Annotated in this window: 22 protein-coding genes and 2 pseudogenes; 9 read left to right on the plus strand and 15 right to left on the minus strand. The window is 63.1% G+C overall.

Annotation, left to right across the window (positions count from 1 at the left end; all coding sequences use genetic code 11):
- Positions 1 to 100: 100 nt before the first annotated feature.
- Genes ACOCMH_RS00475 through ACOCMH_RS00485 form a run of 3 tightly spaced genes read right to left on the minus strand, consistent with a single transcriptional unit; the run spans position 101 to position 2,558 of the window.
- Positions 101 to 949, minus strand: a complete 849-nt coding sequence (locus ACOCMH_RS00475; protein ID WP_427307244.1) for an SDR family oxidoreductase — start codon at positions 947 to 949, stop codon at positions 101 to 103.
- 51 nt (positions 950 to 1,000) lie between these two features.
- Positions 1,001 to 1,762, minus strand: a complete 762-nt coding sequence (locus ACOCMH_RS00480; RefSeq protein WP_427307245.1) for an SDR family NAD(P)-dependent oxidoreductase — start codon at positions 1,760 to 1,762, stop codon at positions 1,001 to 1,003.
- 55 nt (positions 1,763 to 1,817) lie between these two features.
- A complete protein-coding gene (locus ACOCMH_RS00485; RefSeq protein WP_427307246.1) occupies positions 1,818 to 2,558 on the minus strand; it encodes an SDR family oxidoreductase in 741 nt (246 codons plus the stop codon).
- Between the two features lie 250 nt (positions 2,559 to 2,808).
- On the opposite strand from ACOCMH_RS00485, the gene ACOCMH_RS00490 reads away from it, so the two are divergent.
- Positions 2,809 to 3,735 carry an AraC family transcriptional regulator gene (locus ACOCMH_RS00490; RefSeq protein WP_427307247.1) on the plus strand — a complete coding sequence of 309 codons (927 nt, stop codon included), beginning with the start codon at positions 2,809 to 2,811 and terminating at the stop codon, positions 3,733 to 3,735.
- 8 nt (positions 3,736 to 3,743) lie between these two features.
- Here ACOCMH_RS00490 and ACOCMH_RS00495 read toward each other — a convergent pair whose 3' ends face one another.
- Genes ACOCMH_RS00495 through ACOCMH_RS00505 form a run of 3 tightly spaced genes read right to left on the minus strand, consistent with a single transcriptional unit; the run spans position 3,744 to position 5,564 of the window.
- Positions 3,744 to 4,670 (minus strand): NADP-dependent oxidoreductase, encoded by a 927-nt coding sequence (locus ACOCMH_RS00495; protein ID WP_427307248.1) that lies wholly within the window; start codon positions 4,668 to 4,670, stop codon positions 3,744 to 3,746.
- Positions 4,670 to 5,098: a nuclear transport factor 2 family protein gene (locus ACOCMH_RS00500; protein WP_427307249.1), complete on the minus strand. Its 429-nt coding sequence runs from the start codon at positions 5,096 to 5,098 to the stop codon at positions 4,670 to 4,672. The genes ACOCMH_RS00495 and ACOCMH_RS00500 overlap by 1 nt, the downstream gene beginning before the upstream one ends.
- A gap of 25 nt (positions 5,099 to 5,123) precedes the next feature.
- A complete protein-coding gene (locus ACOCMH_RS00505) occupies positions 5,124 to 5,564 on the minus strand; it encodes a DoxX family protein (RefSeq protein ID WP_427307250.1) in 441 nt (146 codons plus the stop codon).
- Between the two features lie 96 nt (positions 5,565 to 5,660).
- On the opposite strand from ACOCMH_RS00505, the gene ACOCMH_RS00510 reads away from it, so the two are divergent.
- Positions 5,661 to 6,572, plus strand: coding sequence for a LysR family transcriptional regulator (locus ACOCMH_RS00510; RefSeq protein ID WP_427307251.1), 912 nt, complete (start codon positions 5,661 to 5,663; stop codon positions 6,570 to 6,572).
- 397 nt (positions 6,573 to 6,969) lie between these two features.
- Here the strand turns inward: ACOCMH_RS00510 and ACOCMH_RS00515 are convergent, their stop codons facing one another.
- Entirely contained in the window at positions 6,970 to 7,311 is a 342-nt protein-coding gene (locus ACOCMH_RS00515; RefSeq protein WP_018312229.1) for a winged helix-turn-helix transcriptional regulator, read from the minus strand.
- Between the two features lie 94 nt (positions 7,312 to 7,405).
- Between ACOCMH_RS00515 and ACOCMH_RS00520 the strand changes: the two genes are divergently transcribed.
- Positions 7,406 to 7,732 (plus strand): nuclear transport factor 2 family protein, encoded by a 327-nt coding sequence (locus tag ACOCMH_RS00520; protein WP_018312230.1) that lies wholly within the window; start codon positions 7,406 to 7,408, stop codon positions 7,730 to 7,732.
- Positions 7,732 to 8,511 (plus strand): SDR family oxidoreductase, encoded by a 780-nt coding sequence (locus tag ACOCMH_RS00525; RefSeq protein WP_427307252.1) that lies wholly within the window; start codon positions 7,732 to 7,734, stop codon positions 8,509 to 8,511. The genes ACOCMH_RS00520 and ACOCMH_RS00525 overlap by 1 nt, the downstream gene beginning before the upstream one ends.
- A gap of 578 nt (positions 8,512 to 9,089) precedes the next feature.
- On the opposite strand, the gene ACOCMH_RS00530 is transcribed toward ACOCMH_RS00525, so the two are convergent.
- The 3 genes and pseudogenes from ACOCMH_RS00530 to ACOCMH_RS00540 all read right to left on the minus strand — a co-directional run bounded on the left by ACOCMH_RS00530 (position 9,090) and on the right by ACOCMH_RS00540 (position 10,541).
- Positions 9,090 to 9,410, minus strand: coding sequence for a high-potential iron-sulfur protein (locus ACOCMH_RS00530; RefSeq protein WP_427307253.1), 321 nt, complete (start codon positions 9,408 to 9,410; stop codon positions 9,090 to 9,092).
- Between the two features lie 151 nt (positions 9,411 to 9,561).
- A pseudogene (locus ACOCMH_RS00535) lies at positions 9,562 to 9,702 on the minus strand (alkene reductase); the annotation flags it as partial.
- A 77-nt stretch (positions 9,703 to 9,779) separates the two neighbouring features.
- Positions 9,780 to 10,541 carry an NADPH-dependent F420 reductase gene (locus ACOCMH_RS00540; protein ID WP_427307254.1) on the minus strand — a complete coding sequence of 254 codons (762 nt, stop codon included), beginning with the start codon at positions 10,539 to 10,541 and terminating at the stop codon, positions 9,780 to 9,782.
- 214 nt (positions 10,542 to 10,755) lie between these two features.
- Between ACOCMH_RS00540 and ACOCMH_RS00545 the strand changes: the two genes are divergently transcribed.
- Positions 10,756 to 13,065: a TonB-dependent receptor gene (locus tag ACOCMH_RS00545; RefSeq protein WP_427307255.1), complete on the plus strand. Its 2,310-nt coding sequence runs from the start codon at positions 10,756 to 10,758 to the stop codon at positions 13,063 to 13,065.
- A gap of 38 nt (positions 13,066 to 13,103) precedes the next feature.
- Positions 13,104 to 14,165, plus strand: a complete 1,062-nt coding sequence (locus ACOCMH_RS00550) for a beta-propeller fold lactonase family protein (RefSeq protein WP_427307256.1) — start codon at positions 13,104 to 13,106, stop codon at positions 14,163 to 14,165.
- 11 nt (positions 14,166 to 14,176) lie between these two features.
- Here ACOCMH_RS00550 and ACOCMH_RS00555 read toward each other — a convergent pair whose 3' ends face one another.
- Entirely contained in the window at positions 14,177 to 14,857 is a 681-nt protein-coding gene (locus ACOCMH_RS00555; protein WP_427307257.1) for an ankyrin repeat domain-containing protein, read from the minus strand.
- A gap of 352 nt (positions 14,858 to 15,209) precedes the next feature.
- Here ACOCMH_RS00555 and ACOCMH_RS00560 point away from each other — a divergent pair, with 352 nt between their 5' ends.
- The 3 genes and pseudogenes from ACOCMH_RS00560 (at position 15,210) to ACOCMH_RS00570 (ending at position 18,847) form a co-directional block, all read left to right on the plus strand.
- Positions 15,210 to 16,940, plus strand: coding sequence for a pyrroloquinoline quinone-dependent dehydrogenase (locus tag ACOCMH_RS00560; protein ID WP_427307258.1), 1,731 nt, complete (start codon positions 15,210 to 15,212; stop codon positions 16,938 to 16,940).
- Positions 16,941 to 16,962: 22 nt separating this feature from the next.
- Entirely contained in the window at positions 16,963 to 17,577 is a 615-nt protein-coding gene (locus ACOCMH_RS00565; protein WP_427308451.1) for a c-type cytochrome, read from the plus strand.
- A 225-nt stretch (positions 17,578 to 17,802) separates the two neighbouring features.
- Positions 17,803 to 18,847 (plus strand): annotated as a pseudogene (locus ACOCMH_RS00570) (virginiamycin B lyase family protein).
- Positions 18,848 to 19,454: 607 nt separating this feature from the next.
- Here ACOCMH_RS00570 and ACOCMH_RS00575 read toward each other — a convergent pair.
- The 4 genes from ACOCMH_RS00575 to gcvT all read right to left on the minus strand — a co-directional run bounded on the left by ACOCMH_RS00575 (position 19,455) and on the right by gcvT (position 23,235).
- The gene (locus tag ACOCMH_RS00575) at positions 19,455 to 20,603 is read right to left on the minus strand and encodes a branched-chain amino acid ABC transporter substrate-binding protein (protein ID WP_427307259.1); all 1,149 of its coding nucleotides are present in this window, start codon (positions 20,601 to 20,603) and stop codon (positions 19,455 to 19,457) included.
- 108 nt (positions 20,604 to 20,711) lie between these two features.
- Positions 20,712 to 20,906, minus strand: a complete 195-nt coding sequence (locus ACOCMH_RS00580) for a hypothetical protein (RefSeq protein ID WP_427307260.1) — start codon at positions 20,904 to 20,906, stop codon at positions 20,712 to 20,714.
- A 104-nt stretch (positions 20,907 to 21,010) separates the two neighbouring features.
- Positions 21,011 to 21,901, minus strand: a complete 891-nt coding sequence (locus ACOCMH_RS00585) for an HpcH/HpaI aldolase/citrate lyase family protein (RefSeq protein WP_427307261.1) — start codon at positions 21,899 to 21,901, stop codon at positions 21,011 to 21,013.
- A 182-nt stretch (positions 21,902 to 22,083) separates the two neighbouring features.
- Complete coding sequence (gene gcvT, locus ACOCMH_RS00590) at positions 22,084 to 23,235, minus strand: glycine cleavage system aminomethyltransferase GcvT (RefSeq protein ID WP_427307262.1); 1,152 nt, start codon at positions 23,233 to 23,235, stop codon at positions 22,084 to 22,086.
- Positions 23,236 to 23,304: the final 69 nt, after the last annotated feature.

Here is a 23,304-nt window from a genome sequence, read left to right on the forward strand (position 1 = left end):
GCCCTTCGTTCGTATGGCCCATCTCGGTGATAGCGGACATGTGACGGACCCAAGCCACGGAGAATGTCCCGGCCAAGCCGGGACATGCATTGGCCTTCGATCAGTCCACGAAATCGGTGGCTTCGGACGCGCCCCGCCAGGCATCGAGATCCTTTGCGACAGCGCTTGCCTTGGCGGCCGCGAGTTCATTGGCGATCTTGCCTGCAAACAGATGCAGCGGGGCCGATTCAACAGTCGCGGCCTGGATGATCAGCAGTGCGAGCTTGTCCGGGTCCCCAGCCTGGTGGCCATGCAGGGTGTCGAGATGCAGGTCCAGCGAAGCCTTGGCCTCGGAGTAGTCGTCGATCTGCCGTCTGGCCACCGCCAGCGCACCATTCGACAGGAAATCGGTGCGCACCGGTCCGGGATAGACCACTGTCGCGCGAATGCCCAGTTCGGCGACTTCCGCCGCAAGGGATTCCGTCAGGCCAGACAGCGCGAACTTGCTCGCCACATAGCTGCCCCATCCCGGATAGCCCCCCTGGTAGCCGACGATGGACGAGATATTGAAGACGTGTCCGCTGCGCTGGCGGCGAAGCTGCGGCAGCGCATGACGCAGGACAGCCATCGGCGCAAAGAAGTTGACCTCGAAATTCCGACGAAGCTCGTCGTCCGACAATGCCTCGACGGTCCCTTGCTGGGCGTAGCCGGCGTTGTTCACGACCACGTCGAGAACGCCGAACCATTGCACGGTCTTCTCGATGGCCTCGTGGACGCTGCGGTCACTGGTCAGGTCGACCCCGAGCGGTAGAAATCGCTCGGAGGCCGCACCGAATTCCTCCGTTAACGAGGCGGCTGTGCGGGAGGTGGCCGCCACCCGGTGGCCTTGCTCCAGCAGGTGTGTCACGAGTTTTTGGCCGACGCCCTTCGATGCGCCGGTGATGAACCAGGTACGGGATGCTTGCTTCACGGTAAGAACTCCTTGAGTGATGAAACGTTTGGCTTCGGACAGTATGTTTCTTCAGGGCAAGGCCACGCTCATGCCCCCGTCGGCCATGACCACGGCTCCGACGATGAAGCTGGCCTTCTCCGATGCGAGGAAGGCGATCACCTCGGCTATTTCCTTCGGCTGGGCTGCGCGGCGAATGGGTGCCTTCTTGCCATGCTCGGCAAGAAATGCCTGGCCATCGGCATGGATGTGATTGGTGATGTTGGTAATGACATCGCCAGAGCCCACCGCATTGACGCGAATGCCATGTTCGATGGCTTCCAGCGACAGCGCGCGAGTCAACTGCGCAAGCGCACCCTTCGACGCCGCATAGGCCGCGATCAGCGGAAATGCCTGATAGCAGGCGTAGGAACCCACGTTGACGATGGCGCCGGTCTTTGCCGGCATCATCGCGCGCATGGCTTCCCGGGAAAACAGGAACGCGCCCGTGGCATTGACGGCCTGGATGCCGTTCCAGTCATCGAGCGACATTTCCACCAGGGGCTTGTTGATGATGATCGCTGCGTTGTTGACCAGGATGTCGAGCTTGCCGAACCGGTCGATCGCGGTGGCCACCGCCTGCACCGCGCTTTCCTCGCGCGCCACATCGGCGACGATGGGAACGATGCCGGGACGCGCAAGGGCTTCCACGTTGCTGCTGCGCCCGACGGCAATGACGTTCGCGCCTTGAGCATGGAGCAGTTCCGTCGTGGCCAGGCCGATGCCACTGGCTGCACCGGTAACGATGGCGACCTTGCCTGCAAAGGCGCCGCCCGCTGTGTGAGTGGATGTCATGGTGTTCTCCTTGATTCGCTTGGGTAATGCGTCGTGCGTAGTGCGTACCGGTTCGTCAGAACGGGCTGGCGGTGGGGCGCACGACGATCTCGCTCACGTCGACGTCGGCAGGCTGCTCCACTGCGTAGGCAATGGCACGCGCGATGGCGTCGGGCGTGATGGCGATGCGGCGGAATTCCTTCATGGCCGTCCGCGCGGTGTCGTCAGAGATCGAGTCGGCGAGCTCGGATTCCACGACGCCGGGGCAGATCACCGTCACACGGACGTTGTCGGTTTCCTGGCGCAGTCCGTCAGAAATCGCGCGCACGGCGAACTTGGTGGCGCAGTAGACGGCGGCAGTCGGCGACACGGATAGTCCGCCGATCGAGGAAATATTGATGACCTGACCGTGTCCCTGCGCTTCCATCGTTGGCAACACCGCGGCAATGCCGTGCAGTACGCCACGGATGTTCACGTCGATCATCCGGTTCCACTCGCCTACCTTCAGGGCATTGAGCGGCGAAAGCGGCATCACGCCTGCGTTGTTGATCAGCACGTCGATGCGGCCGAAGGCGTCGAGCGCGAAGCGGGCAAATGACGCCACGTCGTCTGCGGAGGTCACGTCGAGTTCGCGATAACGAACGATGCCGCCGGACGCTTCGATCGATTGCGTCAGTTCCGCGAGCCGGTCGGTACGGCGCGCGCCAATCACAAGGCGGTGGCCTTGCGCGGCGAGCAAACGGGCCGCACCCTCGCCGATGCCGCTGCTGGCGCCGGTGATCAGAATGACTTTCGACTGTTCGGTTGTGTTTGCCATATTGCATACTCCTATCGTTGGTTCGGGTCTGGCCGGTAAACTCCGCGCTTGACGTGGTACGTTTTCGGCAGGTTGTCTGCCATCAATGAAGCGATATGGTTCGTCAGCCGGTGAGTGAATGTTAGGGATGGCCGGCCTTCCGGCGAATACACGGACCGATGCCGTCATTGCCTATTCCTATCAAGTACGCTAGAGCCGGGCGCGAGGGGAGACTAGAATGGCGCCTATAGCGAACACACAGGAGAACGTGATGTCGAAGGTCCGCTCCCCCGCTTCCGTCAAGATGGTCAGCCTTATCGAGAAATTGGCGCCTAACGAGGGCTACACGCAGTCGACGCTCGATAGCGTTCGGCTGATGCGTTCAGATCGGCCCCTTGGGCGCACGCCAGTGCTGTACGAGCCGAGCATCGTGATCGTCTGCCAGGGCTGCAAGCTGGGCTTTCTGGGTAATGAGGTCTATGTCTACGACGCGCAGCACTATCTCGTGCTGTCTGTGCCGCTGCCGTTTTCGACGGAAACCCAGGCGTCGCCGGAGGAGCCGATGCTTGCGGTCTCCATCCGCCTGGACCTCCTCGAACTCAGCGACCTGATCACGCAGATCGGTGCGGCGGGAGATCTTTCCGACGGGCCGCCGAATGGCATGGTGTCTACACGGCTTGACGAGACTCTGGCCGGCGCAACAGTCCGGCTGCTGGAGGCATTGACGGTGCCAATGGATGCGCAAATCCTGGGACCGAGCCTTGTGCGGGAGATCTGCTATCGGGTACTGACGGGCGCGCAGGGCGGCGCGATGCGTGCCGCACTAGTCCACCACGGACGGTTTGGCCGCGTCGCGAAAGCGCTGAAGCGCATCCACGCCGACTATGCAGCGCCGCTCAATGTGACGCGTCTTGCCGAGGAAGCGGGCATGAGCGTGCCGGCATTTCACGCGAACTTCCGCACGGTGACGCAGACTTCGCCAATCCAGTACATCAAATCGACCCGTCTCCACCAGGCGCGCCTGATGATGATCCGCGACGGCGTCACTGCCGCGGCGGCAGCAGGACGCGTCGGCTACGAAAGCCCCTCACAGTTCAGCCGGGAGTTCAAGCGCCTTTTTGGAAGAACGCCGGTTGAGGAGGCACGCGACATGCGCGAGTCTTTCACCCTTTCGCCGGCGGTCCGCTTTGGTGCCTAGGGCAAGGTCTACTTGATCACGTCTAGAACAACCTTGCCTCTCACGTGGCCGCTCATGCTGTGGCCAAGGGCATGGCCCGCGTCTGACAGAGGAAAGACCGAATCGATGTGGGTGCGCAGGTCGCCCGCTGCATGGAGCGCAGCCAATTTCTCAAGCAGCGGGCCATCGCTACGGGTCGCAAAATGTCTGCCGTTGGCCTGCGCGCCTTGGGCGCGTGCGGAATCAGGTCTGGCAACGGTCGAGACCAGCGTGCCACCGGATTTGAGCACAGACCATGACCGGTCCTGGGTTTCTCCGCCGATCAGGTCCAAAACCAGGTCGACACGTGAAACACGCTTGGAGAAATCCTCGGCACGGTAGTCAATGAAGGCGTCGGCGCCAAGGCTCTGGACATAGTCCCGATTTCTCGCCGAGCCGGTGCCGATCACGCGCGCACCGGCCAGCTTGGCGAGCTGCACGGCCGCACTGCCTACACCGCCTGCCGCACCGTGAATCAGGACGGCTTGGCCGGCTCGCAATGCCCCATGTTCCTGTAACGCCTGCCAGGCCGTCAGCGACGCCGCGGGAATCGCGGCGGCCTCGGCAAAACTTACGGACTCTGGCTTGCGTGCCAGCCGGGACGCTTCCACCACAGCGCGGGTGGCAAAGGCCCCGACGATGCCAATGAAGCCCATCACTTTGTCCCCCGGCTCAAGCGTAGTGACATGGCGTCCTACGGCGATGACGGTGCCAGCAGCATCCACGCCTGGCGTAAATGGCAGTGGCAGTGGAATGAATGCCTGCATGGCGCCACTGACAATTTTCCAGTCGATGGGATTCACTGACGCCGCGGCAACATCGATCAGTACTTCGTTGTCGCCAGGCACGGGGTCGTCCACCTCGGCGACAGTCAGACCGTCAGGGCTGCCATAGGCAGCGACTCGGATCGCTTTCATTAGATGCTCCTGGAAGAGACGCCCACCACGGGGGCATCGAGGGCGAGGGCGGCCTGGACCGGATCAAAATACTCCCGCAGATGCACGATGCGGTCGTCATGGGCGGTCAGGAACACGACGTACTCCTGGCGATAGATGCGGCCGGTCGCAGCAATGAGGCCCTCGGCGTGTACCCGTGCGATCGCATGCCGGGGGTCATCCGTCGCTGTCACGACGGCATCGAAAAAGCGGAAGTTCTTCACGGCTGCCGCGAACCAGCTCGCGTGCCGCAGCACGGATTCGCGACCTTCGAGTTTCAGCGGATGGCCCAGACTGGGGGCGTATGGCAATTCCCAAACGATGTTCTCGGCAATCAGTCCCTGCCATTGCTGGGGCTCGTCCACCAGCCATTGGAGGTGTTGCTGCATGAGCGTTGTTGCGATGGTCATGATGTGGTCTCCAGTCATCCAATCATCAGGCGACGACGCGGGCGGCTGCTGCGCGACGGTTGTCAATGCTGAAGGCGCCCGGTCCAAAAGCCACTACCTGCAAGAGGCCACCGGCCATTGCCAGGTTCTTAAGGAAATGGAACATCTGGTTCTGGTCAGCGAGTGCGTGATGGAAGATCAGTGCGGTCACGACAGCGTAGGCAGCAAGCAGTAGCGCTGCCAGACGCGTCTTGTAGCCAACGGCCAGGAGCGTGGCGCCCGCCAGTTCCAGCACCAATGCGCCAGTCAGTCCGAGCGCAGGCGCCGGTAGACCGAGCGATGCGATATAGGACATCGTTGCGCCGGGGGCCAGAAGCTTGCCAATACCGCTGATGAAGAAGATGGCTGCAATGAGCGTGCGGCCAGCGGCCGGAACTACCGGGTTTGCAGCGAGCGAGACATTGAGGTTCGAGTTCATGGTGATCATCCTTTCAAGTGAGAGTGGGTAGACCGAAGAGTAGAGACTTGACACATATCCAGGAAGCCTATATTTCTAGATGTAATCCATCTAAACCATAGATACATGCTCGACGCCGTCTCGCTGGACCAGCTTCGCACCTTCATCGCCGCTGCCGACGAGGGCAGTTTCTCCGCAGCAGGCCGTAAGCTGCGCCGCGCGCAGTCCGTGATCAGCCATACGCTGGCCAATCTGGAGGGCCAGATTGGCGTACAGCTCTTTGATCGCGTGGGACGTTATCCGCGGCTGACGGATGAAGGGACGGCCTTGCTTGCGCAGGCGCGCCTCGTGGTAAGCGGCATGGACGGCTTCAAGGCAAAGGCCCGCGCCATATCCGACGGACTTGAACCCGAGCTGTCCGTCGTGGTGGACGTGATGTATCCAATGGCGTCATTGACCGACGCCGTGGGCGCGTTCCGGGAAGCGTTTCCGCACACACCATTGAGGCTTTACGTCGAGGCGCTTGGCGCCGTCATGCAGCCTGTACTCGCGCAGGCATGCCGGATCGGCATCAGCGGCTCGATGCCATCGGTCCCGGAGCTTCTCGATGCCGAGAAGCTGCTGGATGTTTCCATGATCACGGTCACCGCGCCGTCACACCCGCTGGCATCAAAGAAGGGGGTCATCCGGCCGGCCGAGCTCAAGGCGCATGTGCAATTGGTGCTGACCGACCGCACAACCCTCACGGAGGGCAAGACTTTCGGCGTCTTCTCCCCACAGATATGGCGGCTTGCCGATCTCGGCGCCAAACATGCATTCCTACGCGCCGGATTCGGATGGGGCCATATGCCGGTAGCGATGGTGCAGGATGACTTGGATGCCGAGAAGCTGGTGCCCTTGCGGCTTGAAGCCTTCCAGCCGTACACGCCTCCAATCGCCATGTTCGCGGTTTATCGAAAGGACACGCCGCCGGGACCCGCCGGTCGCTGGTTTCTCAAACGGCTTAAGGGCGCCCGTGATATCGAATCGATGGGGTAACGGAGGTAAGCGTCTCAATATCATCCATGTTCGGTCAGAGACAATAGCGAGTCGATAGACCGATATGGGTCGGAAGCGGAAATCCGTGGTCGCTGCAGGGCTGGCGACCGACGATCGCCCGCCTTCGGCCAATTGCGGTCATTGATCGTGTCGTGTTCCAGGACTCTTTTGACTCCATCAACAGACGCTCAAAGCGGTCGAAGGGCCGTTGGCCCGCGCAATAGCTATAGTGCGATAGCTCACGCGGGGCTCTTCCTTAGGCACACGGCTGTAGTTGGGCAGACTCGCATGGTCGCCGTGTTCGAGAGATGAAGCCATTGTTGCGACCGCGGAGAGTCTGATCCGGCCGGCTTGCTCGGCCAATCAACGGAGATTACCTAGGGCAATCTACTCGGCATCAGACAGCTTTTAGCAACTCGTTGCGCTGCTCCGCCCATTTGAGAAGAGCGTCCAAAGCGGGACAGAGTGCTTGTCCCCAATCAGTCAACCGGTATTCCACCTTGGGCGGCACCTGGGCATAGAGCTTTCTTGCCACGATCCCGTCCGCCTCCAACTGGCGTAGCTGCTGCGCGAGCATCTTTTGCGAAATACCAGGGATGAGCTTCTCCAGATCAGAGAAACGCTGCACCTTGCCATCGAAAAGGTGGAACAGGATGACCAGCTTCCAGCGCCCTTCCAGCAATTTAAGCACTGCTTCGACACCAACTGCGGCCGTGTCGGGGGTGTATTCCTTTCCCATAGGTAGGTAACTTACTTTTCCGTGCGTTCTTGTTCAATAGTAAGTTTATAGCGAAAATTCCTGTATCGACACTTTGCCATCAGAGGCTCCTTGCATGGACATTTCACTACCCGATGCGGTCTCCACTTTTTTTCAGGTGAGCAATGGTGCCGCGCCTTCATCGCTGCGACGTGCTTTTTCCGAAAAGGCCGTTGTCCACGATGAAGGCCAGACGTATCAGGGACACGAAGCAATCGAAACCTGGCTGGCGGAAGCGCAGCGTAAGTATGCCTATAGCGTAGAGCCGTTGACGTTCGTGCAAGACGACGCCCGCGTCACTGTCGTGGCTCAATATGCTGGCAACTTCCCCGGAGGTCTCGCCGACCTGAAACATGTATTCCGGCTCACGGACCACAAGATTGAATTTCTAGAGATTCACTGATGACCACGAACCGCGAACTCACGGGCAAGCGTGTGCTGGTCACGGCTGGCACGAAGGGCGTTGGCCGCGCCGTCGTCGAACGGCTCGGCGAACTCGGCGCGCGCATTCTGACGACGGCTCGTGCCAAGCCGGACTTCATTCCCGACGCCATGTTCGTCGAAGCCGACCTCACTACGCCGGAGGGTTGCGCCACCGTAGCACAGGCCGTCGAAAACCGGCTGGGTGGCGTGGACGCCATCATCCATGTCCTGGGCGGATCGTCAGCCCCGGCAGGCGGTTTTGCCGCGCTGGATGAAACCGAATGGCAGAAAGAGCTGAACCTCAATCTGTTTCCGGCCGTACGACTGGATCGGGCGTTGTTGCCGAAGATGATTGAGCAACGTGCAGGCGTCATCATCCACGTCACGTCCATCCAGAATCGTTTTCCCTTGCCGGAATCGACCACGGCTTATGCTGCCGCCAAGGCTGCACTGTCCACGTACAGCAAGAGTCTGTCGAAGGAAATCACGCCTAAGGGCGTGCGCGTCGTGCGCGTGTCGCCGGGCTGGGTGGAAACCGAAGCGGCAGTTGCGCTGGCAGAACGGCTTGCCAGCCAGGCCGGTACGGATTACGAAGGCGGCAAGCAGATCATCATGGATGCGCTGGGTGGCATCCCGCTCGGGCGGCCGTGCAAGCCGGCGGAAGTCGCCGACCTGATCGCCTTTTTGATCTCGCCGCGTGCGGCGGCGATCAGCGGGGCAGAGTACGTGATCGACGGTGGAACCATTCCCACCGCGTAAGACTGATCCATCTGGACACCGACACGATTCTGCAGTACTCATCGCCCGGGCACCCTGTGCGTCCTGGTGTACCGCCGCTGGGTTGGGGCGTGCGCCCCGCGCCGCGGGAGCCGCTGCCATCCGGCTTTGACCCCTGACGCCTTTGGCCCGCGCGGGCCTGCGCGCTCCGCTTGCCGATGATGAAGCTGCGAGGGCGAGTCGTAAGGCTGTCGGTTTCCATCGCCGTTTTAAGGCGGTGATGGCGTCGAGCCCGTTGCAATATAAGAAGCGAATCCGATTGTTGCACGCGATCGCTGCTGGTTCGTAGTCACGACGGTGCGACGTCGATTGTCTTCAGCGACCCAGTTCAGCATAGATTAGGCTCGCCTGTTCGGTCTGCCATCCTCAAGTGACCTTGCGAAGGCCATCCAAAAACTTCGGGGCGCATACTCACCGCACAAACCAATGCCGCGGGACGGTCTGTGCCATAGCATCGAGGGTTCACAATTTCGGGAGAAGGAAGGCTGTTGACAGGCGCCGAAAAATCTCCCTCACGTATCGCTTTCCGTTTTGTAGCCGATCCAGTGCAGCGCGCGATGTCAGCCCTGCTCCCAGGCGCTGCACCACCCCTTCGCCGCGACATCCTTGCCGCCGAACAGTGCGCAACCGCCGGCGGCGCTGCCCTCGTCACCCTGGTAAAGCTGGCAGTTGGCGCAGGTCTGCGATGGCTTGTGGGCCGGGTATTTCCGCGGATCGACCCTGGATGAGTCGGCCATGTAGCCGACCTTGAGCGCCTGCGGCTCCTGCTCGCCCAGCATGGCGGCGGCGCGGGCCGGCCGGCTGCCGAGGGTCGCTGCGGCAGCGATGCTGCCAGTCAGCGCAAGCGGGAGATAGCCAAGGAACTGTCGTCTGCAAGGCATGGCTGGTGCTCCTCTGTTGGGGGACGGTGCGCGGCTTATGCCTGCCGCAGGAGACAGAGCTTACTGCGGGTCGTCCGCAAGAGGCAATGACGGCGCCGGAAGGACGGCGCGCAAGCATTGGTGGCGCTGGTGCGCGGGCCACAACCGCTGCTCAGGCGAGCGTGGGGTAATCGATATAACCTTCGGCGCCGGGAAGGTAGAAGGTTGCCGGCTGCGACGCGTTGAGCGGCGCATCCGGTTGCAGGCGGCGCGGCAGGTCCGGGTTGCCGATGAAGAGCTGGCCGAAGGCCACTAACTTTCCGCTTTGCTGGAGTGCGCGAAGCGGCACTAGTCTGCCCAAGTGAGGAGCAGTCTTATCGGTTTGCCGCGCTATTGCCGACTCATCTTGCTGCGGAATTCCTCGGCAGTGCCAATCTGCCGGAACAGCGGCCCGCCCGGCGCGAACTTGTCCGCGCTGGCCAGCGGCCCCACAACCACCGGCTCAAACCCCGCATCGCGCACCAGTTGCGCCGCCACCTGCAGCGCCGCCTGGTCGTCGCCGGCGATCGGCACGGCAATCAGGCCGCCCGGCCGGTGATGCTGACTGGCAAAGTTGGTCGCTCCCATGAAGTTGAACGCGCGCACCACGCGCGCGCCGGGCAGGTATTTCGCCGTGGTGATGCCAATGCCGTTGCGCTGGGCTTCATCGGCAATCGCGCCGTCGCGCTGGGCAATGGCATTGGTGGCATCCAGCACGATCTTGCCTGACCACGCCCCGGCATTCTCCTGGCCGAGTTGCGGCAATGCGCCATAAGGGGTGGCGAGGAACAGCACATCGGCAAAGGAGATTGCCTGCGCGACCGTGCCAGCCTGCGCCAGCGGGCCGAGGCCGTCGACCAGCGGCTTGAGCGCTTCAGGATGCCGCGAAGAGAACAGGACCGGGTGCCCGGCCTTGACCCAAAGCCCGCCGACGGTCCCGCCAATGCGTCCGGAGCCGATCACGCCAATGCGCGCCGGGCCCGCGTTCCCGCCAGCGGCCGTTCCCTGAGCGCACGCGGTCAACGGCGGAAGGCTCAGCGTCAGGATGGCTAGTGTCCCTGCTCTCAGCATGCGGCGGCGTTCGGGATCCATGACAACTGCCGGCTTTTGCATCGCGCGCTCCCAGGAAGACTGCTTGACCCCGCGGCCGGTGCGCAAGGACGCCTGCTGCACACGGGCCGCCAAGAAACTCTAGGCGAAAAAATGGCTTGCCGGGCAATCGCGCTTGGCACCGCCTGCGCGCTGGATTAGATTAGGTAGCATTGGCGCCACTCCAGGAAGTCTCCATCACAGCCGCCCTGTGCGAGGCGGCGCCAGAGGGGAAGCCATGGCCGATGCCCGACGCCGCACCTGCCCGTCCCTGCCTGCGCCGGGCATGGTCGCCGTTACCCTGGCGGCGGCCACGCCTGTCGCAGCGCAGCAGGCGAGCCCCGATCCGGGTATCCAGGCCGACCAGGTCCACAACCTCCAAGAGGTCACCGTCGTGGCCCCGACGCCCTTGCCCGGCTTCACCATCGAGCGCCAGGCTTTCCCCGCCAATGTCCAGACTGCCACCGATGGCGACCTGGAACGTGCGAAGTCCACCAACCTGCCGTCCTTCCTGGCGGAGCACATGAACGGGATCGTGGTCAATGACGCGCAGGGCAATCCGTTCGCGCAGGACATCCTTTACCGCGGCTACCGGCTCTCACCCACGCTCGGTTCCACACAGGGGCTGTCACTGTACCTTGACGGCGTGCGCCAGAACGCGGCGCTGGGCGATATCATCAACTGGGCCGGCATTCCTGAGGCCGCTCTCAGCACGGTGACGCTGGTGCCCGGCAGCAACCCGCTCTACGGGCTCAACACGCTGGGCGGCGCACTAGCGCTTGTCACCAAGTCCGGCGAAACGCATCCGGGCGTGGAGGCCGACCTCAGCATCGGCAGCTACGGCCGGGCGCGGCTCGATGTCAGCGCGGGCAAGTCGCTCGGCGATGGCTGGCACGCCTACTTTGCCGGCACCGGCTGGCGCGAGGACGGCTGGCGCGACCGCTCCGGCAGCGATCTCGGCAACCTGTTCTTCAAGCTGGGCCGCTCGACCAGCGCCACCCAATGGAGCATGAGCCTGCTCGGCAGCAACAGCCGGCTGTCAGGCAACGGCCTGACGCCAGACAGCATCTACGGCAGCGACCGCCGCGCGATTTACACCGCGCCCGATGTCACGCGCGTGAAATCGCTGCAGCTGACGCTCAACGGTGCGCATCAGTTCAATGCTCAGAACCAGCTGCAGCTCACGGCCTACGTGCGCCGCACGCGCTTGCACGCCAACAGCGGCGATATCAACGATGACTACCTCGACACCCTGCTCGGCTGCCAAGGCGCCGAAGGCTGCCAAGGGGACGAAGTGCCCCCCAGTGCCATACTCAATACTTCCACGGTAAGCGAGACCAGCTACGGGCTGTCGGCGCAGTGGTCGCTCGATGGCGAGACCCACCGCTTCGCACTAGGTGCCGCGCTGGACCTGAACCGGTCGCGCTACACGCAGGCCACGCAGCTGGCCAGCTTCGACGCTGCGCGCACGGCACAGGGTGATCCCAATGCGCCGGTGGTCACCAATGCCTTGCTGGACGGCCACGACAGCACTGTGGGGCTGTACGCGACCGACACCATCCGACTGCTGCCGCACAGCTTCCTGACGCTGGCCGCCCGCTGGAACGACGGCCGCCGGCATACAGTGCTGGGCGCGCCCACGCCGTCGGACGAGCGCTTCACCTTCTCGCGCCTCAATCCCTCGGTGGGGGTATCGCACCTGCTGTCCGACAGCGTGACGGTCTTCGGCTCCGCCTCGCAGGGCACACGCATGCCCACGGCGATCGAGCTGGGCTGCGCTGACCCGGCCAACGCCTGCCAGCTACCGACCGGCCTGCAGGCCGACCCCTTCTTGCGCCAGGTGGTCACGCGCACCGTCGAGCTGGGCGGACGCTGGCAGCCGGCTGACACCACTGAAATGACCCTGGCGCTATACCGCAGCCACAACACCGACGACATCATCTTCCAGCGCTCGCCGTTCAGTCCGCTGGGGTATTTCTCGAACTTCCCGAAGACACGCAACCAGGGCCTCGAGCTCGGCTTGCGCCAGCGGCTGGGCCGGCTCACGCTGCGCGCCGGCTACAGCTATACGCAAGCGACCTACCGGGCGGACGGCCAGTTGCAGACCCCCTTCGCCGCGCCGGTGATGGTGCATCCGGGCACACGCATGGCAGGGATCCCCCTGCACAGTTTCAGGCTTGGGGCAGACTGGCGCGCGACCACCTCCGTCAGCGTGGGCGGCGACGTGATCGTGTCGTCCTCGCGTCCGGTCGCGGGCAACGAGGATGGCGCGCTCAGCGCGCAAGACCCGGGCCTCGCCCGCACCGCTGGCTTCCTGCTGCTGAACCTGCGCGCCAGCTGGCAGTTCTCGCCCCGCTGGCAGGTCTATGGGCGCATCGACAACCTGTTCGACCGCCGCTACCAGACCTACGGACAGGTGGGCTACAACCTGTTCCCGGACGGCACGCTGCTGCTGCCGGGCGCGGCCGTACCCGTCGGGCGTTTTGTGGCGCCGGGCGCGGCCCGGCTGTTTCTGGTCGGCGTGCGCTATGAATGGGACGGGCGCTGAGCGGGCAACAATATCCTGCCTGACTACGAGGAGACACCATGCCTTCACATCCGTGCCGTACCTGGCACCTTCTCGCCTCCGCCGTGCTCGCGCTGGCCTGTCCCGCTGCGGCCAACGCGGCGCGGGCCTACGTGTCCACCGAAGGCGGTGGCATTGCCGTCATCGACCTGGACCGGCTCGAAGCCGTGGCCAGCCTCCCGACCGGGGGCAAGGGGCCGCGCGGACTGAGCGTGACCGCCGATGGCAAATACCTGCTGACGGCCAACAAGGACACGGGCGACCTGGCGGTGATCGACATTGCCACGGGCCAGCTGGTCCGGCGCGTGCCGATCGGCCAGAACCCGGAATTCATACGCGTGGCGGGGGACCAGGCCTTCGTCACTTACGAACCGGGCGAGCGCTCCGGCCCGCCCGGCGCTGCGCCGCCACCCTCCGCCAAGGGCAATGGCCATGATCACAAGCCCCTGCCGGCGGAAATTGCCGTGATCGACTTGAAGGACTGGCGCGTGAGCCGGACCATCCGCAGCGGGCTGGAAACCGAAGGCATCGAGTTCTCGCGCGATGGCAAGCTGATGCTGGTCACCAACGAAGGCGACGACACCGTCACGGTCTATGAGAAAGCCAGCGGCAGGCAAGTGAAGCTGCTGCCGATGCCGGCTGGCTCGCGCCCGCGCGGGATCAAGGCAAGTCCGGACGGCAGGCGCTATGTGGTGACGCTGGAATCGGCCAATGCCTTCGTCGTGCTGGACGCCGCGGACTTCCGCGTGCAGCGCACCGTGCCGACGCGTACCGGTCCCTACGGGGTGGCGTTCGATCGCGCCGGCGCGCGGCTGTTCGTCGCCGCATCGCGCGCCGATACAGTGCAGGTATTCGATGCGCAGACCTTCGCCTTGCTGGCCGAGATCGCGGTAGGCAAGCGCTGCTGGCATTTCAGCTTCACGCCGGACGATGCGCGACTGCTGGTGGCCTGCGGGCGCTCCAATGCGGTCTATGTCTTCGACGCGCGCACCTACCAGCCGGTGCGGCAGCTCGACGGGCTGCCGCTAAGCTGGGGCATCGTGACCTATCCGAGGAGCGTGGGTTCGATCGATTCGCCGTGACCGCAGCGGCACTACCTCACCGGCCCCGCCGCGGTCTGGCTGCCCGACAGGTTGGTTAACGCGTTCTTCGCACCGGCCTGCTCGGCAATCTCGCGCGCAGTCAGCCCGCGATCATCTCGCAACGCGGCATCCGCGCCACGCGAGAGCAGCAGTTGCACGACCTCGCCCCGATCGTAGCCGGCCGCCCACATCAGCGCAGTCAGGCCATGTGCATAGCGCGCGTTGATATCGACGCCGGCATCGAGCAACTGCTTCACCACCACCGTGTGTCCCTCCCCCGCTGCGTAGATCATGGCGGTCTTGCTGACGCGGTCGGTGGCGTTCAGCTCGGCATGACGCGCCAGCAGCAGCGCGGTGATCTCCTGGTAGCCACCAAACGCAGCCGCCATCAGCGGCGTCACGCCTTGCACGTTCGCCTGGCTGACATTGGCCCCGTGTTCGACCAGCGCGCGCGCCATGCCGGTCAGGCCGCGCTTGGCGGCAGTCAGCAGCGGCGTGTCGCCGATACGGTTGCGCGAGTTCACCGCGGCGCCCTGTTCCAGCGCACCGCGCACGCCGGCCTCGTCCCCGGCGCGCGCCGAAGCCAGCAACCGCGCGTTCACGCTGATGTCGCCTTCCGCAAGTGCCTTGCCTGCGAGCAGGCCTAGCGCGCACAGGCACGCCACTGAAACCTTTCGCGGACCACGCTTCATTTCCGGCTCCTCGGATAACAACCGGCGCGACGCGTTGCGCAAGACCGGTACCGCAGTTCAAGGCCATTCGCTGGCTCATTCGCTCACCCGCCCGCTAAGTCTGGTGCGTGCGAAGCACAAATTCAAGTCGCCTGCGGGTGCCCGAATGCAAAGACTCAGCGGATCCCTTGCGGCGTGTCAGCCGCGCCTTGTGAGTTGGTTGTTTTGCGGGGGTTCTTGCCTATACTGCACTTTACCTCGGGCCACTTCGACGCATGGCAAGACCTGCTTTGCGTCGGCACGGTACGCAGCGACTTATGCGTTTCCCACAACCAAGCGGCCAGGTCGACAAGAATCGAATAAGGAGCACCCCATGCTCTCATTTCCTCGCCTCGTTGGGCATGCCCTCCCCTTGCTGTTTGTTGCCTTCCATGCGTCCGCCGCGCTGGCCGCCGAGGAAGTCCAGGGCAGCGCGACCACGCCAGCCGCGCCAATGTCCAGTGCGCTGCGCCCGGTCACCCAGGCTCAACTCGATGCCGCGGGCACCAACAGCAACGACTGGCTGCACTCCAACGGCTCGTACGTGCAGACGCGCTACTACCCCGCGGCGCAGATCAACACCAAGAACGTCGCCAGGCTGCGGCCCGCCTTCATCTTCCAGACGGCCGTGATGGAGTCAATGGAGACTGCGCCGATCGTCGTCAACGGCGTCATGTTCCTCACGACTTCCTACAACCACGTCTATGCCATCGACGCGGTGACGGGCAAGGAGTTCTGGCACTACAAGCACAAGATGGGACCGATCACCACGTTCTGCTGCGGGCCAAACAACCGTGGCGTGGCGATCAGCGGCGATCGTCTCTACATGGGCACGCTTGACGCCAAGCTGGTCGCTCTCGATGCCAAGACCGGCAAGCTGCTGTGGGAAACACAGATCGCGGATCCGGAGCTTGGATACTCGGAAACCATGGCGCCGGTGGTCATCGACGACAAGATCCTGATCGGCACCAATGGCGGCGAGTACGGCATCCGCGGCTTCGTCAAGGCGTTCAGCGCCACCGATGGCAAGCTGCTGTGGACCTTCTACACCATCCCCGAGAAGGGCCACGAGGGTGTCTGGGCTACCAAGGACGCTACCGGGCGCGACATGAAGCGCGACATCGCCGCAGAGAAAAAGATGCTGGCCGACAAGGGCGGCGACTTCTACAAGACACTTGGTGGCGGCGTGTGGATGGCTCCGGCAGTGGACCGCGCCAACAAGCTGGCGATCTTCGTGGTGGGCAATCCGTCGCCGGACCTGTATGGCGCGATCCGTCCCGGAGACAACCTGTACACCGATTCGCTGGTCGCGGTCGACCTGGACACCGGCGCCTACAAATGGCATTCGCAATATATCGCCCATGACGTGTGGGACCTGGACGCAGCCAGCCCGCCGATCCTGGTCGATGTGCGCGATGAAAAAGGCCAGATGATTCCGGGCGTCATCCACGGCGGCAAGTCCGGACACGTCTACGTGCATGACCGCCGCGACGGCCGCCTGATCCGCTATTCCCAGGCGATGATCCCGCAGGAGAACATGTGGACCTTGCCCACCGCGCAAGGCGCGCGCATGCTACCGGGCGCAAACGGCGGTGTGGAATGGTCGCCGATGGCGTTCAACCCCAAAACGCGGCTTGCCTATGCCGCCAACCTGCATCAGCCGATGACCTACCAGGTGGAAGACGTGCCTTATCCGGGCGGCAAGCTTTGGCTGGGCGGCGCATTCAAGGTCATCTCGAGCGAACAGCAGTGGGGCAAGCTTTCGGCGGTCAATATCGATAGCGGCAAGGTGGCATGGGACTACAAGACCGAGCAGCCGCTGATCGGCGGCGTGCTGGCTACCGCCGGCGGACTCGTCTTCACTGGCGAGGGCAACGGCCTGTTCAAGGCGTTTGATGCGACCAACGGCAAGATGCTGTGGCAGTTCCAGTGCGGGGCCGGCGTCAATTCACCGCCGGTGTCCTATACCGTCGGCGGCAAACAGTACATTGCCGTGGCAGCCGGCGGCAACACCCAGTTGGACTTCAAGCGCGGCAACAGCATCCTGGTGTTCGCGGTGCAATAGGTCCGTGGCAATCGATCCGGAAATGCGGGCTCCCCCGATCCGTCCGCGCCGCCATCCCGCGGCGCGGCGCGTCGTGATGTCTGCCCTGCTCGCACTGTTCGCAGCAAGCGGCAATGCCCGTGCCGATGCGGCGGCCGGACAGGCCAAGGCACAGGCATGCGTTGCGTGTCACGGTCCCCAGGGCAATTCCACCAATCCCGCCTATCCGCAACTGGCGGGACAGACGGCGCGCTACCTCTACCTGCAGTTGCGTGATTTCAAGGAAGCACGGCGGAGCGACCCTGTCATGTCGCCGATGGCCACGCCGTTGTCAAAGGAGGACATGCTGGACCTGTCCGACTACTTTGCCGCGCAGAAGCCGATGGCATCGACCTACAAGGTCGATGCAGCGCGGGTCGCGGCCGGACGCAGCAAGTCGGAGGAAGTGCTGTGCACGATGTGCCACCTCGGCGGCTTCGCCGGGCAGAACGAAATACCGCGGGTAGCCGGGCAGCAGTACGCGTATATCGTCAAGCAACTGGAGGATTTCCGGGCCAGGCGGCGCACGAATGACGCGGGGAATATGACGAGCGTATCGCGCAACCTGAGTGATGACGATATCAAGAATCTCGCCAACTACATTACCGGCCTGAATTGATCCGGCGACGGGACCAGCAAGGCGTAAGGCCCCTGCGGCGTGGCGCGCGACCTCGTTTCGACGTGCGGAAATCGTGTACTACATTGCGCTTCGAAGTTCTCCCCATCATTTCGTCTTGACTATGGCCACAATATGGCACGAGAGTTTTGCTGCCCCCGGCCGGTTTGCACTGTCGCGGCAGGCGGTTTCCTCACTTTTCGACGCATACTCGGTCAGGAGGCGGACATGCTGGAAGTCGGGAAGGGAAGAGCTGTGACAGCGGTGAGCAGGATTCTTGAATCCGTGTTGGTTCCCTTATGTGCATCGGCCTTCCTGAGCGTCCTGCTCGCGATGACTTCGGCACGAGCGCAGGCTGCCTTGTTCGAGACGTTTGCCGTCCCCCCAGGCAGCGCACCGCACGATGTTGCACCAGTCCCCGACGGGACCGTGTGGTACACCGCGCAGGCGCAGGGCGCGGTGGGACGCCTGGACCCGCGCACCGGCACCGTCGACACGGTGTCTCTCGGCGCAGGCTCGGCGCCACACGGCGTGATCGTCGGACCCGATGGGGCGGCATGGATCACGGACGGCGGCCAGAATGCGATCGTACGCGTCGACCCGAAGACACGTGCCGTTCACGCGTTTCCCGCTACCGAAGGACCGGCCGAATGGCAATCTGAATACCGCGGTGTTCGACAAGCGAGGGCATCTGTGGTTCACGGGACAAAGCGGCATTTACGGCGAACTCGACCCAGCGAGCGCCAGCATGCGCGTTTTCGATGCGCCGCGCGGGCCCGGTCCGTACGGCATTTGCGTGAGCCCTGACGGCAGCCTGTACTTCGCGTCACTGGCCGGTAGCTATCTCGGCCGCATCGATCCCGCGAGCGGCGCGGCGCAGGTCATTGAGCCGCCGACGCCGAATCAGGGTGCGCGACGCGTATGGGCCGATTCGAAAGGGCGTACTTGGATCAGCGAGTGGAGCGCCGGGAAAGTCGGCGTGTTCGATCCGGCAATGCACCAATGGCGCGAATGGCGGCTGCCCGGCCACGACCCCCATGCCTACGCGATATTTGTCGACGATCGCGACATCGTTTGGCTTAGCGAATGGAGCGCCAACGCGTTGGTTCGCTTCGACGCGCGTGCCGAGCGATTCGAAGTGATCACGCTTCCGCGTCCGCACGCGAACGTACGCCAGATAATGGGCCGCCCCGGGGAAGTCTGGCTGCCCGCATCCGGCACCGACCATCTGCTGCGCTACCGGCCTGGTGCGGCCGATGCCAAACGCAATTGATGCCGCTCTGCGGCGGGGACATAGCGTGCATCTGCGCGGGGTTGCTGGGAAGCGTCGAATGCGTGATCATGGGCATCGCCGGCACGGCGCCTGCCTAGAGCATCGAGATCACGATTATCGGGACGGCCGGCACACTGTCGGCGGCGCGCATCCTGGTGTGCGGGTTTTGGAGACAGCAATGAAGAATTTGGCTTGCGTCATTGTGCTTTCGCTAACGGTTGTTGCGGCTTGGGCCCAAGGCGGTCGCTACGGTTCACCTCCAACACCAGGAACGGATACTGGCAGGCGCCCGGAGCTGTCTGAGCAGGCCGCTAGCGGTGCCGCGGGCAAGCGTGCCAAAAGTGACCAGAGCGAAGCGCATGGCAAGGTTGACCGCAGTATGGGGCCTACCGGCGCCCGGGGCGCTTCCGGCGCGGCAACGCATAGCCGTCCTGCCTCGGAGCCAAAGAGCCGGCCCTGAGTTGGTTCTGCTCGCCCACGCACCGCGCACAACGGCGTGCGAATTGCTTCCTTGCGTCGCACCGCACTCTGGTGGAACGTTGCGTCACTCCAAAGCACGTTAGCTCGGGTTCGTTCGGACGGATGCTCCGTCGAAGTCTCAATAACGTCATTCAACTCCGATCGTCGTGACCGGAACCCAACGGCCACCTTTTACCTGATAGAGCGTCGACGTCGGGTTCTTCAAGTCGCCGTTCGGATCAAAGGCAATCTTCCCGGTGATACCCTCGTATTGCGTTGCGCGCAGCGCCGCGAGGAACTCGGCCGACGTCGCAGAGTTCGCCTGCCTGATCGCGTGTATCGCCACCCACGTGGCGTCATACGCGAAGGGCGCATAGCTGAGACTGTCGGTGCCGAAGCGCTTCCTGAATTTCTGCATGAAGGCCTTGCCTTGCGGCAGCGTTTCGACAGGACGCCCGTACTCCCAGGCCATCGCGCCATCCGCGGCGGGACCGGCAATGTTCAGGAAGATACTGTCCGCGATGCCACCGCTTCCGACGAACTGGGTGCGCATGCCGAGTTCCCTCATCCGCTTCGTGATGAGCGCCCCTTGGCTGTCCAGGCCGCCGAAGAACAGGATGTCGGCATTGGCGGCCCGGATGCTCGTGAGCTGCGCGCTGAACTCGACCGCCCTGTCGCTGGTGTATTCAGCGATCGCGATTCTTCCGCCGGCACGGGTGACGGCCTTCTTGAACTCGTCCACTGCCCCCTGGCCGAACGCGGTCCGGTCGTCCATCACGGCAATGCGCTGCCCCTTCATGACGTTGACCGCGTACTTGCCAGCGGTACCGGAGTTTTGCCTATCGGTCGCAATGATGCGGAAGACCGTCTTCAGACCTTGATGCGTGATAGCCGGATTGGTTGCCGCCGGATGGATGACCGGGATGCCTGCGCGGGCGAAAATCAGCGAGGACGGAAGCGCTACGCCAGAGTTGTAATACCCGACAACGACAGCCACCCCGTCATCGACCAGCTTCTGGGCCACCTGAACGCCGATGCGCGGGTCACTTTGGTCGTCCACCGAATCAAGCTCGAAGCGGGCGTCCTGGCCATCCAGTCTGATGCGCTGCGCGTTGGCTTCTTCAACAGCGAGACGAACACCGTTCTCAATGTCCTTCCCGTTGGCGGCATTGATCCCTGTCAGCGGAACGGAAACACCGATCTTGACAACCAGTTGCCCATACGACTGGTTGCAAGCGAAGGACAGCAACAGGGCGCTCAGACTCGTAACGAGCAGCCGTCGAGGAAAATGGATCATTGGCCGACTCCGGCGACTAAGGGACGGTGCTATCAGCGGCAGATACCGACCCCGCACCGATTCTGATAGCGCCCTGAATGGCGACTTCTATTTTGCCATGGTGCCTGCTCAGGTGCGCCCGCGATTCTGAACCGACGGTGGAACGGCGCATCCCGGATCAGCCTGTTTCGCTTCCAGGCACGCATGGACGACAGCCATGACGGATGCAAACAGAATCATCGGAACCGATATCGGGCCGGGCAAGAAATAGGCGACGGCAACGCATGCCGTGAGGAGGGTGCCCACCATCTCCTTTGTCATCATCGACTTTTATCCTTTTCTACGGCGAAGCTTGATACCGCGACATGGCGCGCCAACCTCAAGACGCGAAGCATCATCGCGTCGACACCCTTGACCAATCGCTGATCTCAGCTCTCGTCGATATGACACAAGATACGATGTGCGAGGCGAAGGTGTGGGCGATCTATCATTGCGTTTCCCAATCTGGCAACACCAGAGGCGCCGACCCGCGAAAACGCCTCGACCACCTCACTAGCCCAGCGTATTTCCGCTTGCTGCGGTATGAAAGCCTGGTTGATAGCGTCGATCTGAGAAGGATGTGCCGCGGCTTTGGCCGAGAATCCGTCTCGCTTTGCCTGCGCAGCTTCTTCCCCGATCCTCGCCGGATCGATCAGGCTCGTGCTGACCGCATCGATGGCGTCGATACCCGCCTGGGCGGCCGCCAGCAGGCACATGGTACGAGCCACCGAAAACGGCGTGGTCAGCTCCTTGCCGGTATGCGACGAGAATGCGCCAAGGTCGGCCGCAAGATCGTCCACGCCCCACATCAGCGCCCGCAGCCGCATCGGCGCGTTGCGATACGACGATAATCCAAAGACACCTTCGGAGGATTCGGTCGCCATCGCGATGATGGAGACTTCCCACCTATCCTCCAAAAGCGCGCATTCAAAGGCCGCGAGGAAGTCACAAAGGCGATGCACATCATCGACACTACGGCACTTTGGCAGCACGATCGCGTTGGGCCGGTGCGGGATCACGGCCGCCAGGTCGCGCAGAATGTGGCCGGATGCCAGCCCGTTGACACGCACCAGCAAGGCCTGATGCATCGAGGCACGATGCTGTTCGAGAAAGCCAACCAGCTTGCGCCGTGCGTCCTCCTTCCCTGGCTCGGGGATGGCATCTTCCAGATCGAACACTAGTCCATCCGCTGCTGACTTCAGCGAGGACGCGAGCTTCCGGTCACTGTCAGCGGGGACGAAAAGGAGTGAGCGCAAGCGCTGTGGCAAGTTGTCGTGCATAAGCGTTCGTAACGTGATTCTCGGGCGGTCAGGTCTGTGGCTGCTTTAGCCGTACTCCAGACAAAGCGATGCTTCCGGTGGTCCGGCAACCCGGACTGTCCGAAGGCAGGTTCCTTCCGCGACAAATGGCCTGGTGGAATGCGTCGGCACGATCTCTGGCAGAGATGTTGCACAAAGCCGTCCTATTGTTCCCGCACTGGGCTCCCGTCCCGTACGAAAGGTGGACGAACGACTTTCGCGGAGATTCTCTTGTTGTAGACCTCAACACTCACATACGACCCGACCTTGACCTCTGGGGTAACCAGAGCCAAAGCGATGGCGATTCGAAGCGTCGGACTATAGGTTCCGCTGGTGACCTTGCCAATCTTCTCCCCTTCGATGCTCATCACCGGGCTCTGCGTGCGGGCGACCGCGGCGCTTCCTTCGAAAGCCAGCCCGACGAACTGCCAATCCTGGCGGCGGGCACGTAGCGCTGCTTTGCCGACAAAGTCCCGCTCCAGCTCCAGATCCACACTCCAGCCCAGGCCGACGTCGAAGGGCGAGGTCTGCGGGTTCATGTCCAACCCATTCAGGTGCATGCCTGCTTCGAGCCGAAGGGTCTCCCACGCGTCGAGGCCTGCTGCAGAGATGCCGGCCGACCTCAGCATGTCCCATACCTGACCGGCATGCTTTGCCAGCACGATCATTTCGAAGCCGTCCTCGCCGGTCTTCCCCGTCCGCGCCAGCATCAATTCGCCCACTGCGGAGTCGTGCACGATGATGGAGTTGAACGGCTTCACCCTGTCAGCGGCGCGTGTTGACGGGATGGCTCGAAATACCTTTTCCCGAGCATTGGGACCCTGCACGGCGATCATTGCCAGCGCCTCAACGTCGCCGCTAACCATATCCTCGCGCCGCGCGACCAGGGTCACCGAGCTTCTGGTCTCAACGATCTGTGACCGGATCCATTCAATGTCGCGGCTGGCAGCGTGCGCGTTCAAGACCATACGGAAGCATTCATCGTCCAGGTAGTAAACGACAACGTCATCGATCACTCCGCCTTCCCTGTTAAGCATGCATGAATAGAGCGCTTTTCCAGGCGATCGCAGCTTGCCGATGTCGTTGGCAAGCAGTTGGCGGAGAAACATTCGAGCGTCCGCCCCGTGTATGTCGATCACGCACATGTGCGAGAAGTCAAACATGGCGGCATCCGCCCGCACGGTGTGGTGCTCCTCGATCTGGGATCCATAGGCAACCGGCATACTCCAGTCACCAACATCTGCCATGCGGGCGCGGATGAAACGGTGACGCTCATACAGCGGGGTGCGCAATGGGTGCAGGATCGTCTGGGTCATGGGAGGTCAAGGTCAGTAGTCAAGCTGGCGCAATATCGCGCACTCCGTTGCGCGTCTGAAGGCCGGGTA

Source organism: Cupriavidus sp. H39 (assembly GCF_050271075.1).
GTDB classification, from domain to species: Bacteria; Pseudomonadota; Gammaproteobacteria; order Burkholderiales; family Burkholderiaceae; genus Cupriavidus; species Cupriavidus necator_B.